A 13,054-nucleotide genomic window follows, 5' to 3' on the forward strand; every position below is an offset into this window, starting at 1 on the left:
AATCTGAAGAAGTGGCCTGCGTCATACCAGATCCGTCACTCACCACCTCGCCCGGAAGGCGGCACCACGTGGATGCCGGCGCCGAACGCCACGATGTCGTCGTCGCTCCAGCCGCGGGCGTCCCGGATCTGGATGGTCAGATACATCCCGCTCGGTTGCCGCACGAGCAGGGCCTTGGCGTCGCCCTCGGCATCCATCCTCGTCAGGATGCCGGGCCTGCCGCCGACCTGGACGCGGGTTCCGGACGGTTCGGCGTCGGCCAGCGCTTGCAGCATCACGGTGTTCTTGCCGGCCCACAGCTCCGGGTCTTTGGCGAAGGTGCCGAGCGGCGCGATGGTCAGAGCGGTGGCGCTGCTGCGATAGATCTCCCAGCCCGACGGAATCTTGTCGATGACGAAGCCCTCGGGTTGCTTGCCCCGATAGGCAACCAGTTCGGTGCGGACGACGGAGCTTGTGACAGAGGGAGCTGGTGCGGCGTACTCGCCGGGCGGGGTCGCGGCGCCGTAGGAGATCACGGCACCGACGGCGGCTACTGCGAAAACGCCACCCGCGGCGCCCGTGAGCGTGCGGCGGCGCCGCAGTGCCCGGCGGCCGCGGGCCAGGTCGGTTGCCATCTGGGCATCGGTGACCGGGGTTGCCGGGCCGGCCAGCCGGTCGAGCCGGTCGTGGAGATTCGTCATCGGAGGGCTCCCGTCACGGGGATGTCGGCAAGGGGTCTGTCGGATCCGAGGCGGCTGCGCAGCAGCTCGAGCGCGCGGGCGGTCTGGCTCTTGACCGTGCCGGCGGAGCAGCCGAGGGCGTCGGCGGTGTCCGCGACGTCGAGGTCGTAGAAATAGCGGAAAACCAGCGTGGCCCGCATCTTCGGAGTGAGGCTGCGCAAGGCGTCCTGCAGTTCGGGGTCGATGCCGGCGCCGGGAGCTTCGGCGTGCGGCCGCTCCGGCGGGTCGGCCATCGATCGCTCGTGCCGGCGCCACCAGCGGCGCCGCTCGTCGGTCAGCGCGTTGACCAGGGTGCGCCGGAGATAGGCCTCGGGACTGTCCGCACCGCGGAACGCGGGCCATGCCACGTACAGCTTGGTCAGCACGGATTGCACGAGGTCCTCGGCGAGGTGCGGGTCTCCGGCCGTCAGCAGCGTGGTCGTGCGCACCAGGCCGGGCCGCCGTTCCCGGACGAACCTGTCGAACTGCTCATCACGTTCGGTAGGCACACGTCCTCCTTCCCTGTCGACTCCCCATGACGGCTGCCGGGTGACCGGGGTTGGCTCCTCGGCGGGCGAGTTTCTTCACACCGCCGCCGACGAACCGCACGCTTCTTCCGGTCGTCATCAGGGCCGTGAAATTGCGAGTTCCGGCTGTCGCCGCGCTGTTCCTGCTGGGCGCGTGCGCATCGCCCTCCTCGGCCGCCTGGCATGCTCCGCGATCCGAGGCGTCGAGCCCGCCCGCGCCGTCCCATGCCATAGTCACTTCGCCGTCGATCACCTACCCGGCGACGGGTTCCGGAAAGTGGGCCGCGGCCTCGGCCCAGTCCGGGCCGGCGGCCGGACGCTCCGGCACGCTTCTGCGGTATCGGGTCCTGGTCGAGCGCGACATCGACGGCCTGCCGGTGGACACCTTCGCCAGCACGGTCACCGCCACACTTTCCGCCTCGCGCGGCTGGACCGCCGGGGGACGGTGGCGGCTGCAGCGGGTCGGTCCGGGCGCCCCATACGACTTCACCATCTATCTGGCCACGCCGCGGACCCGGGACCAGCTCTGCGGTGACACCCCGGACGGCTACACGTCATGCCGCAACGGCGACAAGGTGGTGCTCAATGTAGCGCGCTGGGTGAAAGGCGTACCGCGCTTCGGGGCAGGCCTGACGACGTACCGCCAGTACATGGTCAATCATGAGGTGGGACACCGCCTCGGACAGGGACACGAGCTGTGCCCGAAGCCGGGCGAGCCTGCCCCGGTCATGCAACAGCAGACCCTCGGGCTGCACGGTTGCGCCGCGAACCCCTGGCCGTACCTCGGCGGCGAACGCTATGCGGGCGAATCCGGCGCCTACGACGACGAGATCCCGGCCGCCGATCCCGGCATCAGCTGACGCCCCGTACGCCGTGGGGCCTGCGCGGCCTCGGCTTCGCCGGCAGCACTGATCCGTCCCGACGGCTACATCGCCGCCCGGGTGCCGGTGTGGGAGGCCGCCCGGGTCCGCGACCACTTGCACCGGCTGACCGGCCGCCGGCCGGCCCTGGTCTGAGCCGTCCGCGTCACGACGCGACCGGGACGGCGGAGCGCGGGCGGATCGACCCGGTGGCGATCCAGCGTCGCAGTGCGGGCCCGCAGCGTCGTTCGACCAGCCGGTGCACCAGCCAGGCGGCGACGAGCAGGACCACCACCGCGGCCACGATGAGTACGGGCACCGGCAGCCCGGTGCGGTCGTAGGCGTACCGGATCATCGTGAAGCCGATGCGCGGATGCAGCAGATAGAACGGATAGGAGATGGCGCCGGCGACAGCAAGCCGGCGCCAGGTCCAGCCGTCGGTGACGCCGAGCGCGATGGCCAGCAGCACGACATAGGCGAGCGTGATGAGCAGCCAGGCGGGCCAGACCGGCACCGGGAAGCCGGGGTTGGCGAAGAGCACGCGCTCCCGGACGCGGACCAGGCTGAGCACCCAGGCCGCGGCGAGCAGGGCCCACAGCGGCAGGGCCGGCCCGTAGCGGCGGAGAAGGTGGATCGTCATGCCCGCCACGAAGTAGGGCGCGAACTGGGGCATGACCAGCTCCGCGAGCGGCGTGCCGGCCGGGACGGCGACGGAGGCGGCCAGCCAGCAGGCGCCCAGGACGACAACTCTGCCGCGGGTGGGACCGGCCAGGACCAGAACCGTGAACAGAGCGTAGAAGCGCAGCTCGTACCAGAGGGTCCAGTAGACGGTGTCGACCGAGGGCACGTTCAGCGGTTCCGCGAGCATGGTGAGGTTGACGGCGATGTCCGCGCCGGTCAGCCCGTGCGGCAACGGAATGCCCTCGGTGAGCGGGAAGACGATCATGACGGCCGAGGTGATCAGCACACAGGCCCAGAAGGCGGGGTAGAGCCGGGCGACCCGGGAGGCCAGGAAGTCACGCGGGCCGCGGTCCCAGCCGCTCATGCCGATGACGAAGCCGCTGATCATGAAGAACACCTCCACGCCGAGGAAGCCGTAGATCAGCACCGAGTTCACCTCCTGCGGCAGGAAGGCGCTGGTCGGCCGGACGCCGTCGACCGACCAGGCCAGACCGAGGTGGTAGCCGGCCACCGCCAGCGCGCACAGCAGCCGCAATCCGTCCAGAGCGAGCAGGCGATTCGTCCTCGCAGCCATGATCGGCCGCCTCCTTCGCAGGGGTCATCGCCGCGAGTGGCCGAGCCGCTCGCGGTGGGGAGCAGGGGATGTCAGGTGGGCAGGCGCAGGGTGAAGGTGCTGCCGTGGCCGAGCCGGCTGGTCGCGGTGACGCTGCCGCCGTGGGCCTCGGCGAGGTTGCGGACGATGGCCAGGCCCAGTCCGCTGCCGCCGGTGGCGCGGTTGCGCGACTTGTCCGCGCGCCAGAAGCGGTCGAACACGTGCGGGAGATCGTCCGCGGCGATGCCGGTGCCCGCGTCGGCGACCTCGATCACCAGATCGCCGCCGTCGAGGTGCGAGCGGACGGTGACGGTGGCACCCGGCGGGGAGTGCCGGACCGCGTTCGACAGCAGATTGCCGACCGCCTGGCGGACGCGGACCGGATCGAGCTCGGCCTCCGGGTCGCCGGCGGTCTCGAGCGCGATCGTGACACCGCCGGCGCGGCCGCCGTGCGCCGCGACGACCTGGGCGAGCAACTCGTTGACGTAGACGAGCTCGGGGTGCAGCCGGAGCCGGCCCGCGTCGGCGGCGGCCAGGTCGCGCAGGTCGTCGACGACGTGCCGGAGCAGCTCCGCCTCGTCGGCGAGCAGATCCAGCAACTCGGGGCCCGCCTCGGCCACGCCGTCGCGCGCGGCCTGCAGCCAGGCACGGATGGTGGTCAGCGGAGTGCCGAGCTCGTGAGCAATGTCGCTGACCATCGCACGCCGTTGCCGTTCGGCGCTCTCCCGGCGCTCGGAGAGGTCGTTGAAGGCTGCCGTGAGCCGCCCGATCTCGTCCCGGCTGCGGACCGGGAGGTGGCTCGCACCGCCCTCGACGGCACTGGTGAGCGCGCGCAGCGGCCGCGACATCCGCACTCCGACGAGCAACGTCACCGCGACCGCGACCGCCAGGACCAGCCCCGCCACGCCCGCCACCCGTAAGGTGCCGGCGCGGGACAGGTCGACCACCGTACCGGCTGTCCTGGCCGGGCCGGTGACATAGAGGTACGCGGGCGGGGCCACGTACGGCGCGAGCTGCTCCTTGCGGGACTTCGCCACGCATTCCTCCGCCTGGCCCGCGGCGGGACGGGCCGTGCCGGTCGGCTGCCACACGAAACCGGGCAGCACGGTGACCACCGGCTCGGCGGCCCGCCCGACCAGGCACACGTTCGTCAGCGCGGTGAGCTGAGCCAGCGCCGCGCTCTCGGTGCGGGTGACCAGGTCGGCGCCGGACCGGCGATAGCACTCGGCCAGCTGCGCGGAGACCACCTCCGCGCTCGTGAACAGAGGTGTCAGCGTCGGCCGGCCCGCACCGGTGGTGTCGGCCGTGACGGCGATGCCCTGCCCGGTCATGCACCGCTGAGCGTTCAGGAACCGGCTGGACAGCATCCGGTGCTCGGCGGCGGTGAGGCGGTACGGGCCGAGCGCCCGGCGGTCGATACCGCTCTCGTCGGGTTGCCCGGAGGAGAGGAACCCTTCGATGCCGAGCGGGCTGACCAGCGCGGAGCGCCGGGCCGGCAGCTCCGGCCGCTTCCCCTCCGAGCTGGCCAGAAAGGTACCGTCCTCGCGGGTGAGCGTGATCTGGCGGCCGGTGATCCCGCGCAGCTCGGCCAGCAGCGGCCGCACGCCGGACCACGTGGTGTGGGCGGCGGCATAGCCGAGCACTTCCTCGTAGATCCGGGCGTCGTAGCCGATGCCCTGACCCAGCTCCTGCCGCAGCTGCGACGTGGTGCTGCGCACCACGAGCCAGGCGGTGGCCAGCACGGCACAGAGCACCACCAGCAGCGACACGGCCAGCAGCCGCACCACCAGGCTCCGGGACCTCACCGCGACCCGTCCGTGAGCTTGTACCCGACGCCGTAGACGGTCAGCAGGTACGCCGGCCGGCGCGGATCCGGCTCGATCTTGCGGCGCAGCTTCATGACATGCATGTCGACGGTCCGGTCGGTCGCGGCGACCTCGAAGCCCCGGGTGCGCTCCAGCAGCTGCGCCCTGGTGAACACCCGGTCCGGGGCGGCAGCCATCGCGGCCAGGATCTCGAACTCGCCGGGCGTGCAGTCCACCCTGCGCCCGCCGGCGGTCACGTGGTGGCCGGCCACGTCGACCGTGACATCGCCGACCCGCAGCCCGGCCTCCGGCGCCCATCGGTTGCGGCGCACCATCGTCCGGACCCGCGCCATCAGCTCCCGCGGGTTGTACGGCTTCATCAGGTAATCGTCCGCACCGGCCTCGAGCCCGGCGATCAGGTCGTCCTCGTCGCGGCGGGCGGTCAGCATCAACACCGGGACATTGCTCTCCCGGCGCAGCGCACGGCAGACCGCGAGCCCGTCCGGCCCCGGCATCATCACGTCCAGCACCAGCAGCTCGGGCCGGGCCCGCAGCACCAGCTCGATCGCGGCACGGCCCTCGTGAACGACCGACGCCCGGTAGCCGGCAGCCTGCAGGTAACGCCGGACCACCTCGGCCTGCCGGACGTCGTCCTCGGCGACCACCACGTGCGCGCTCATGGCGAGAACTATAGGAACACCGGGCGGCTGCCAGGGCAAACGCTGACATTGCCGAGACAAGTCACCGCGGCGCCAGGCAGCCGGCAGCGGTGCGTCCTTACTTGCGCGTGGCGGCCTGCTCGATCAGGGCCGTGGTGACGCCGGGCAGCGTCTCCGCGAGGGTGCTGCCCGGGAACTTCGCCGCCAGGTCACCGGCGCTCTCCCCCGCCAAGGGCGCGAACGCGGCCACGTAGACCAGGGCCTTGACGTCCGGGTCACCCGCCGCTGCCCGGCTGATCACCCGTACGAGTGCCCGACGAGCACGATCGGGCCGGTGATGCTGTCGAGCAGCGCCGTCAGCTGAGCCGCGTCGGAGGCCACGCCGCGCAGCGGGTTCGCGGCCGCGACCACCGGGTAGCCGTCCCGGGTCAACCGGCCGACCACGCCGTTCCAGCCGCTCGAGTCGGCGAAGGCTCCGTGTACCAGCACGATCGTGGGTTTCGGCGCATGCCCGCGACCTGCTTCCGCCACGCCGGCGGCACCCGTCACCAGGGCGGCCGCGAGCACCACCACGGTGGCCACGGCGGTCTTGAGTCTTGTCATGGCGATCCGGCCGGAGCCGTAGCGGCCCAGATAGCGGGCGACCTCTCCGGTGCCCATGCTGAAGCCGGCGTCCGGGCAGCGCTCCCAGGGTGACCGCTCCGCCCGGCACCGTGTCCCGGCGTCCTCGCTGAACGTTGGCCCCGGCGACGCCACGCAGAGCCCACCCGTGCGGCGAAGATGACGGAGCGCGGCCCGAAACGGTTGCCCGGGATAACAGATTTCTTGCACAAAACGTTCTTACCTGTATGTCGCCGATGGTCTTCCTTAAGTGTCGATTAGAAGATCATCTGCGGTTTGCCCCGTCCGTGTGGATCTCTACTGTGGGCGCGTCCGGCGACCGCCGGAGACGTACGGAGGGACATTGCAATGAGTGAAGTCCGCGCCCAGCAGCCGGGTGCGCGCCCGCGCCGGCGCGTCCGGGAAAGGGCCGGCCTGGCCGGAGCGGCAGTGCTCGCGGTGGCCGCGGCCGGGTATTTCGTGCTGCCCTCGGACGCCGCGACCTCGACCGGCAGCACCCTGGCGGCGACGGCACGCCAGGTCGAGGATCTCGACCGGGGCGTGATCAGCGTGCGCTCGGGGACCGGCAACCTGGTGTCGTGGCGGCTGCTGGGCACCGAGGCGCTGACCACGGGTTTCAACGTATACCGGGGCACGACGAAGATCACCGCCACGCCGGTCACCGGGTCGACGAACGTGCTCGACCCGGGCGCCGCCGCGGACGCCTCCTACACCGTGCGAGCGGTGGTCGACGGCACCGAGCAGGCCGCGTCGCCGGCGTCGCTGCGGTTCGGGTCGGGCTACCTCGACGTGCCGCTGCGGGTGCCGCCGGGCGGCACCACGCCGGCCGGGGAGGCGTACACCTACTCGGCGAACGACACGTCGGTCGGTGACCTCGACGGCGACGGCGACCTCGAACTGGTCGTCAAATGGGACCCGTCGAATGCCAAGGACAATTCGCAGTCGGGCTACACCGGAAATGTGTTCGTGGACGCGTACACGCTGCAGGGAACCCGCCTGTGGCGCATCGACCTGGGCCGCAACATCCGGGCCGGGGCGCATTACACCCAGTTCCAGGTGTACGACTACGACGGCGACGGGCGCGCCGAGGTGGCCATGCGCACCGGTGACGGGACCGTCGACGGCGCCGGCACGGTGATCGGCTCGGCGTCCGCGGACCACCGCAACTCCGCCGGGTACGTGCTCAGCGGCCCCGAGTTCCTCACCATGTTCGACGGCCTGTCCGGCAAGGCGCTGTCCACCGTCGACTACCTCCCCGCCCGCGGCACCGTCTCCTCGTGGGGCGACTCCTACGGCAACCGCGTCGACCGGTTCCTGGCCTCCACCGCCTACCTCGACGGCTCCCGGCCCTCACTGGTGATGTCCCGCGGCTACTACACCCGCTCGGTGATCGTCGCGTGGGACTTCCGCAACGGCACGCTCACCCGGCGCTGGACGTTCGACACCAACACGGCCGGCACCCAGTACGCCGGGCAGGGCAACCACCAGATGGCGGTGGCCGACACCGACGCCGACGGCCGCGACGAGATCATCTTCGGCTCGCTGGCGATCGACGACAACGGCAGCGTGCTGTGGAGCACCGGCTACGGCCACGGTGACGCCCTGCACGTCGGCGATCTCGACCCGGCCCGCCCCGGGCTGGAGGTCTTCAAGGTCGACGAGGACAGCAGCAAGCCCTCCTCCTGGTTCGCCGACGCCCGTACCGGTGAAGTGATCTGGCAGACCCCCGCCGACGGCGACAACGGCCGCGGCGTGTCCGGCGACATCTGGGCCGGCAGCCCGGGCGCCGAGTCCTGGTCGGCCGCGGACGACTCGCTGCGCAACACCAAGGGCGCCGTGCTCGGGCGCAAGCCGTCGTTCATGAACTTCCTCATCTGGTGGGACGCCGACCCGGTCCGCGAGCTGCTCGACGGCAACAAGATCAGCAAGTACGGGACCAGCGCCGACACCCGCCTGCTGACCGCCGACGGCGCGTCGAACAACTCCACCAAGGCCACCCCGGCACTGTCCGGCGACATCCTCGGTGACTGGCGCGAGGAGCTGGTCCTGCGTACGGCCGACAGCAAGGCGCTGCGGATCTACTCCACCCCCACGCCGGCCGCGACCCGGCTCTGGACCCTGCTGCACGACACCCAGTACCGCACCGCGCTGGCCTGGCAGAACACCGGCTACAACCAGCCGCCGCACCCGAGCTACTTCATCGGCGACGGCATGACCACCCCGGCCCAGCCCGCCGTGACGGCGCGCTGACCCCGCATCCGGCCGGTCCCGGACGCCACCGAGCGAACGGGACCGGTCGCCGTCGCACGCCCCTCGGCGATGCTTGTGTGCCCGGGCTTTCTTCGCGAGCGTCCGGGAGGCGGCCCAAGGCCCGCGCCGGCTTCGGTGAGCGCGTTAGCGTGGGCTGGGTGCTGGAGACCATCGTGGACCTGCTGCGCCGCCACGCCGCCGAGCGGCCGGACAAGACGGCCTTCGAGACCGGCTCCGCGCGACTCACGTTCGCCGGTCTCGAGGAGCGGACGAGACGGTTCGCTTGCGGGCTCGCCGCCCTCGGGCACCGCCGGGGCGACCCGGTGCTGATCAGCCTGCCCGCCGGGGCCGACGTCGCCGTGGCGGTGCTGGGCACGGTCCGGGCGGCCGGGATCGGCGTACCGGTGCCGGCGAAGGCCTCCACCGCGGAGCTGGCGCGCTACGCCGAGGACTGCCGGCCGGTGCGCACAGTGACCGCGGCGAACCTGGCCGAGGTCTTCGCCGCCGCAGCGTACGAGCCCCCGCGCGACGATCTCGGACTCGACGAGGATGCCTGGATCCACTACACCTCCGGCAGCACCGGCCGGCCCAAGGGTGTCGTCTCCAGCCAGGGCCGCTGGCTCAGGATGATCCGGTCCGCCCTCGTGGACCACCTCGGCCTGACCGCCGACGACCGGTTCCTGTGGCCGCTGCCGTTGTCCCACGCGTTCAGCCACGAACGGATCGTGCTGGGCGTGCCCGCGCTCGGCGCCACCGCTGTCCTGCTCGACAACCCGTCCGGCGCCGAGCTGGCCGAGGCGTTACGGACCACCGCGCCGACGGTGCTCAACGGCGTGCCGACGACCTACCACGGGCTGCTCGCCGCGCTGGGCGACGACCGGCCCGAGTGGCGCGGCCTACGGATGTGCGTGACGGGCGGGGCACCCGTGCCGCCGCTGCTGCGCGCCGCCGTCCACCAGGTGCTCGGCGCGCCGCTGGTCAACAGCTACGGCGCCACCGAGACGTGCGGCGCCGTCGCCCTCGAACTGCCCGGGCAGGACATCGCCGCCGAGGGCTCGGTCGGGCAGGTGGTCACCGAGGTCCGGATCACTGCTCCCGGTACGGGCGCCGCCCTGCCACCGGGAACCGAAGGCGAGGTGTACGTCCGTGGCGCCGGCGTGATGCGCGGCTATCACCGGCAGCCCGCGGCGACCGACGAGGCACTGGTGGACGGCTGGTATCGCACCGGCGACCTGGGCCGGATGCTCGGCGATCAGCTCGTGCTGACCGGGCGGGTCCGCGACCTGATCATCCGGGGCGGCGTCAACATCCACCCGGCGTCGATCGAGGAGGTGCTGCTGAGCCTGCCCGAGGTGGCCGACGCGGCTGTGGCGGGCCGTCCGCATCACCGGCTCGGTCAGGTGGCGGTCGCGTACGTGGTGCCGGCCGCCCCGGGCGTCGACGCGGCCGGGCTGCTGTCCACCGTACGGCGCCGGCTGTCCGCTGCGCTCGACGAACTGCACCTGGTGGACGCGCTGCCGCGTACCTCGTCGGGAAAGGTCCTCCGCGACGAGCTGTCGGCGCCGCGCCCCGCCGAAGCCGGCGACCCGATCGCGATCGTGGCGATGGCCTGCCGCTATCCGGGTGGCGTGAGCTCGCCCGAGGACCTGTGGGAGCTGCTCGGCAAGGAGGCCGACGCGATCACGCCCTTCCCGGCCGACCGCGGCTGGGACCCGGACCTGCACGATCCCGACCCGGACCGCGCCGGCCGTTCCGCCACGGCGGCGGGCGGCTTCCTCGACGACGTGGCCGGGTTCGACCCGGCGCCGTTCGGGATCGGCGACACCGAGGCGCTCGCGATGGACCCGCAGCAGCGCCTGCTCCTGGAGACCGCCTGGGAGCTGTGGGAGCGGGCCGGGATCGACCCCGCGGCGGTACGCGGCACCGCTGTCGGCACGTTCGCGGGCGTCATGTACCACGACTACGGGGACCTCGCGGGCGAGCACCCGTCCGCCGAGCTCGAGGGGCGTCTGGGTCCCGGCTCGGCCGGCAGTGTCGCGTCCGGCCGCATCGCCTACACGTTCGGGCTCACCGGCCCGGCCGTCACGATCGACACCGCGTGCTCGTCGTCGCTGGTCGCCCTGCACGAGGCGGCCCGTTCGATCCGCGCGGGCGAGTCCACGATGGCGATCGCCGGCGGCGTCACGGTCATGTCCACCCCCGGCTCGTTCGTCGGGTTCAGCCGGCTGCGCGGGCTCGCCCCGGACGGCCGGATCAAGGCGTTCTCGGCGGCCGCCGACGGCACGAGCTGGGCCGAGGGCGCCGGACTGCTGCTGCTGGAACGCCTGACCGACGCCCGGCGGCTCGGCCATCCCGTGCTCGCGCTGGTACGCGGCTCCGCGGTCGGCTCCGACGGCGCATCCAACGGCCTGGCGGCGCCGAACGGCCCGGCCCAGCAGCGCGTCATCCGGGCCGCGCTGTCCTCGGCGGGCCTGCGGTCCTCCGATGTGGACGCGGTCGAGGGGCACGGCACCGGCACGCCGCTCGGCGATCCGATCGAGGTCCAGGCGCTGCTCGCCACGTACGGCCAGGACCGGCCGGCGGGGCGCCCGCTGTTGCTCGGCTCGATCAAGTCCACCATCGGCCACACCCAGGCGGCCGCGGGCGTCGCCGGCGTCATCACGATGGTCGAGGCCATGCGGCACGGCCGGCTGCCCCGCACCTTGCACGCCTTCCCGCCCAGCACCCATGTCGACTGGACGGCCGGCGACGTGCGGCTGCTCGACAGGGCGCTGCCGTGGCCCGGCACCGGCCGCCCGCGCCGGGCCGCGGTGTCGTCGTTCGGCATCTCCGGCACCAACGCGCACGTCATCCTCGAACAGGCCCCGCCCGCCGGCTTGTCGCTTCCGGACGGTTCGCCGAGTCCCCGCGCGGGTGCGGACGGGCCGTTGTTGCTGTCGGCGGCGGACGAGGTCGCGCTGCGCGAGCAGGCGAGCCGGCTGCTGAAGCACGGACCGGTGCGAGCTGCGGCGCTCGGCACCCGCGCGGCCGGTCGCTACCGCGCCGTCGTGCTGGGCGCGCACCGCGAGGAGGCATTGACCGCCCTCGGCAACGGCCACCCCCACCCTGACCTCGTCCGCGGTGACGCCCGCCATCCCGGCAAGGTCGCCTTCGTCTTCCCGGGGCAAGGCGCCCAACGCCCCGGCCTGCTGCCGCACGACGTGTTCCGGGCCGCGTATGCCGAGGTCATGGCCGCGCTCGGCGATCCTGTTCCCCCCGGGGCCGACCTCGACCGCACCGAGTACGCGCAACCGGCGCTGTTCGCCTACGGCGTGGCCGCGTACCGGTTGCTCGAATCCTGGGGGGTGCGGCCCGACGTGCTGGTGGGACACTCGATCGGCGAGCTGGCCGCCGCGCACGTGGCCGGCATCCTGACGCTGGCCGACGCCGCGAAGCTGGTCTCGGCGCGGGCCCGGCTGATGGGCGCGTTGCCGGCGGGCGGCACGATGGTCGCCGTAGCGGCATCCGAGGACGAGGTGCGCCCCTTCCTGCGCCCGGGCGCCGACCTCGCCGCGATCAACGGACCGCGATCCGTCGTGCTCTCCGGCGACCGGGAGGCGGTCGGGCAGGTGGTGTCCGCCCTCGGCCGCCGGCCGGCCACTTTGCGGGTCAGCCATGCCTTCCACTCGTTGCACATGGACCCGATCCTCGACGAGTTCGCCCGCGTCGCGGCTTCCGTCACGTACGGCTCCGCGTCCGTCCCCATCGTGTCCACCCGGACCGGCCGCCCGGCCGCCGGCGGTGACCTGCGCACCGCGGGCTACTGGGCACGCCAGATCCGCGAACCGGTGCGCTTCGCGGACGCCGTCGCCGCGCTGCCCGCCCTGGTCGTGGAGCTGGGCCCGGCACCGTCGACGGCCGCTTTCGTGCCGCGGGAGGTGCTGCCGGTGTCGGAGGCGACGGCGGCAAGGCTGTGGGCACACGGTGTGGGGGTGAACCGCACGGCCCTGCTCGGCCCGGCCGACCCCCGCGAGGCCGCCGCACTGCCCACCTATCCGTTCCACCGCCGACGCTTCTGGCTGGCGGACGTCGCCGGCGGGCAGCCCGCGGGCCCGGCCCGTCGCGCTCCGGCGGTCACGATGACACCGGTGCCGGGCACCGGCCGGCTGCTCGCGGTGGCCCAGCTTTCGGCGGCCGGCCAGCCGTGGCTGCGCGACCACCGGATCACCGGCGAGACGCTGGTCCCCGGCACGGTCCTCGTCGAGCTGGCCACCTCCTTCGGCCGCTGGGCGGGGGTGCCCGTGCTGGCCGAGCTGACCATGGTCCGCCCGGTGCCCCTGCGCGACGACTCCCTGGCGATGCAGCTGCTCCTCGGCGAGCCG

10 protein-coding genes are annotated in these 13,054 nt (G+C 72.9%); 3 read left to right on the top strand and 7 right to left on the bottom strand.

Annotated features, from left to right (window positions below):
* Positions 1–35 precede the first annotated feature (35 nt).
* Together RBH18_RS28730 and RBH18_RS28735 are read right to left on the bottom strand one after the other, a co-directional pair.
* The gene (locus tag RBH18_RS28730; RefSeq protein WP_306213452.1) at positions 36–614 is read right to left on the bottom strand and encodes a hypothetical protein; all 579 of its coding nucleotides are present in this window, start codon (positions 612–614) and stop codon (positions 36–38) included.
* 62 nt (positions 615–676) lie between these two features.
* A complete protein-coding gene (locus tag RBH18_RS28735; RefSeq protein ID WP_306213454.1) occupies positions 677–1,207 on the bottom strand; it encodes a SigE family RNA polymerase sigma factor in 531 nt (176 codons plus the stop codon).
* Between the two features lie 155 nt (positions 1,208–1,362).
* Between RBH18_RS28735 and RBH18_RS28740 the strand changes: the two genes are divergently transcribed.
* Entirely contained in the window at positions 1,363–2,085 is a 723-nt protein-coding gene (locus RBH18_RS28740; RefSeq protein ID WP_372339001.1) for a DUF3152 domain-containing protein, read from the top strand.
* 166 nt (positions 2,086–2,251) lie between these two features.
* Here the strand turns inward: RBH18_RS28740 and RBH18_RS28745 are convergent, their stop codons facing one another.
* From RBH18_RS28745 to RBH18_RS28765, 5 genes are all read right to left on the bottom strand, one after another.
* Entirely contained in the window at positions 2,252–3,340 is a 1,089-nt protein-coding gene (locus RBH18_RS28745; RefSeq protein WP_306213456.1) for an acyltransferase family protein, read from the bottom strand.
* A 71-nt stretch (positions 3,341–3,411) separates the two neighbouring features.
* On the bottom strand, positions 3,412–5,163 hold the full coding sequence (locus RBH18_RS28750; RefSeq protein ID WP_306213458.1) for a sensor histidine kinase: 1,752 nt from the start codon (positions 5,161–5,163) through the stop codon (positions 3,412–3,414).
* Positions 5,160–5,843, bottom strand: a complete 684-nt coding sequence (locus tag RBH18_RS28755; RefSeq protein WP_306213460.1) for a response regulator transcription factor — start codon at positions 5,841–5,843, stop codon at positions 5,160–5,162. The genes RBH18_RS28750 and RBH18_RS28755 overlap by 4 nt, the downstream gene beginning before the upstream one ends.
* 97 nt (positions 5,844–5,940) lie before the next feature.
* Positions 5,941–6,123 (bottom strand): hypothetical protein, encoded by a 183-nt coding sequence (locus RBH18_RS28760; RefSeq protein WP_306213462.1) that lies wholly within the window; start codon positions 6,121–6,123, stop codon positions 5,941–5,943.
* Positions 6,120–6,425: an esterase/lipase family protein gene (locus RBH18_RS28765; protein WP_306213470.1), complete on the bottom strand. Its 306-nt coding sequence runs from the start codon at positions 6,423–6,425 to the stop codon at positions 6,120–6,122. The genes RBH18_RS28760 and RBH18_RS28765 overlap by 4 nt, the downstream gene beginning before the upstream one ends.
* 366 nt (positions 6,426–6,791) lie before the next feature.
* Here RBH18_RS28765 and RBH18_RS28770 point away from each other — a divergent pair, with 366 nt between their 5' ends.
* Together RBH18_RS28770 and RBH18_RS28775 are read left to right on the top strand one after the other, a co-directional pair.
* Positions 6,792–8,693 carry a rhamnogalacturonan lyase gene (locus RBH18_RS28770; RefSeq protein WP_306213464.1) on the top strand — a complete coding sequence of 634 codons (1,902 nt, stop codon included), beginning with the start codon at positions 6,792–6,794 and terminating at the stop codon, positions 8,691–8,693.
* Positions 8,694–8,851: 158 nt separating this feature from the next.
* Positions 8,852–13,054: beta-ketoacyl synthase N-terminal-like domain-containing protein (locus RBH18_RS28775; protein WP_306213466.1), on the top strand; the 4,203-nt coding region annotated here is incomplete at its 3' end.

Origin of the sequence: Actinoplanes oryzae (assembly GCF_030757795.1) — a bacterium.
GTDB lineage: Bacteria > Actinomycetota > Actinomycetes > Mycobacteriales > Micromonosporaceae > Actinoplanes.

Bases quoted from the DNA above. Each gene is read 5' to 3' on its own strand.
- RBH18_RS28730 (WP_306213452.1), bottom strand. From the start codon at position 614: ATGGCAACCGACCTGGCCCGCGGCCGCCGGGCACTGCGGCGCCGCCGC.
- RBH18_RS28745 (WP_306213456.1), bottom strand. From the start codon at position 3,340: ATGGCTGCGAGGACGAATCGCCTGCTCGCTCTGGACGGATTGCGGCTG.
- RBH18_RS28755 (WP_306213460.1), bottom strand. From the start codon at position 5,843: ATGAGCGCGCACGTGGTGGTCGCCGAGGACGACGTCCGGCAGGCCGAG.
- RBH18_RS28765 (WP_306213470.1), bottom strand. From the start codon at position 6,425: ATGACAAGACTCAAGACCGCCGTGGCCACCGTGGTGGTGCTCGCGGCC.
- RBH18_RS28770 (WP_306213464.1), top strand. From the start codon at position 6,792: ATGAGTGAAGTCCGCGCCCAGCAGCCGGGTGCGCGCCCGCGCCGGCGC.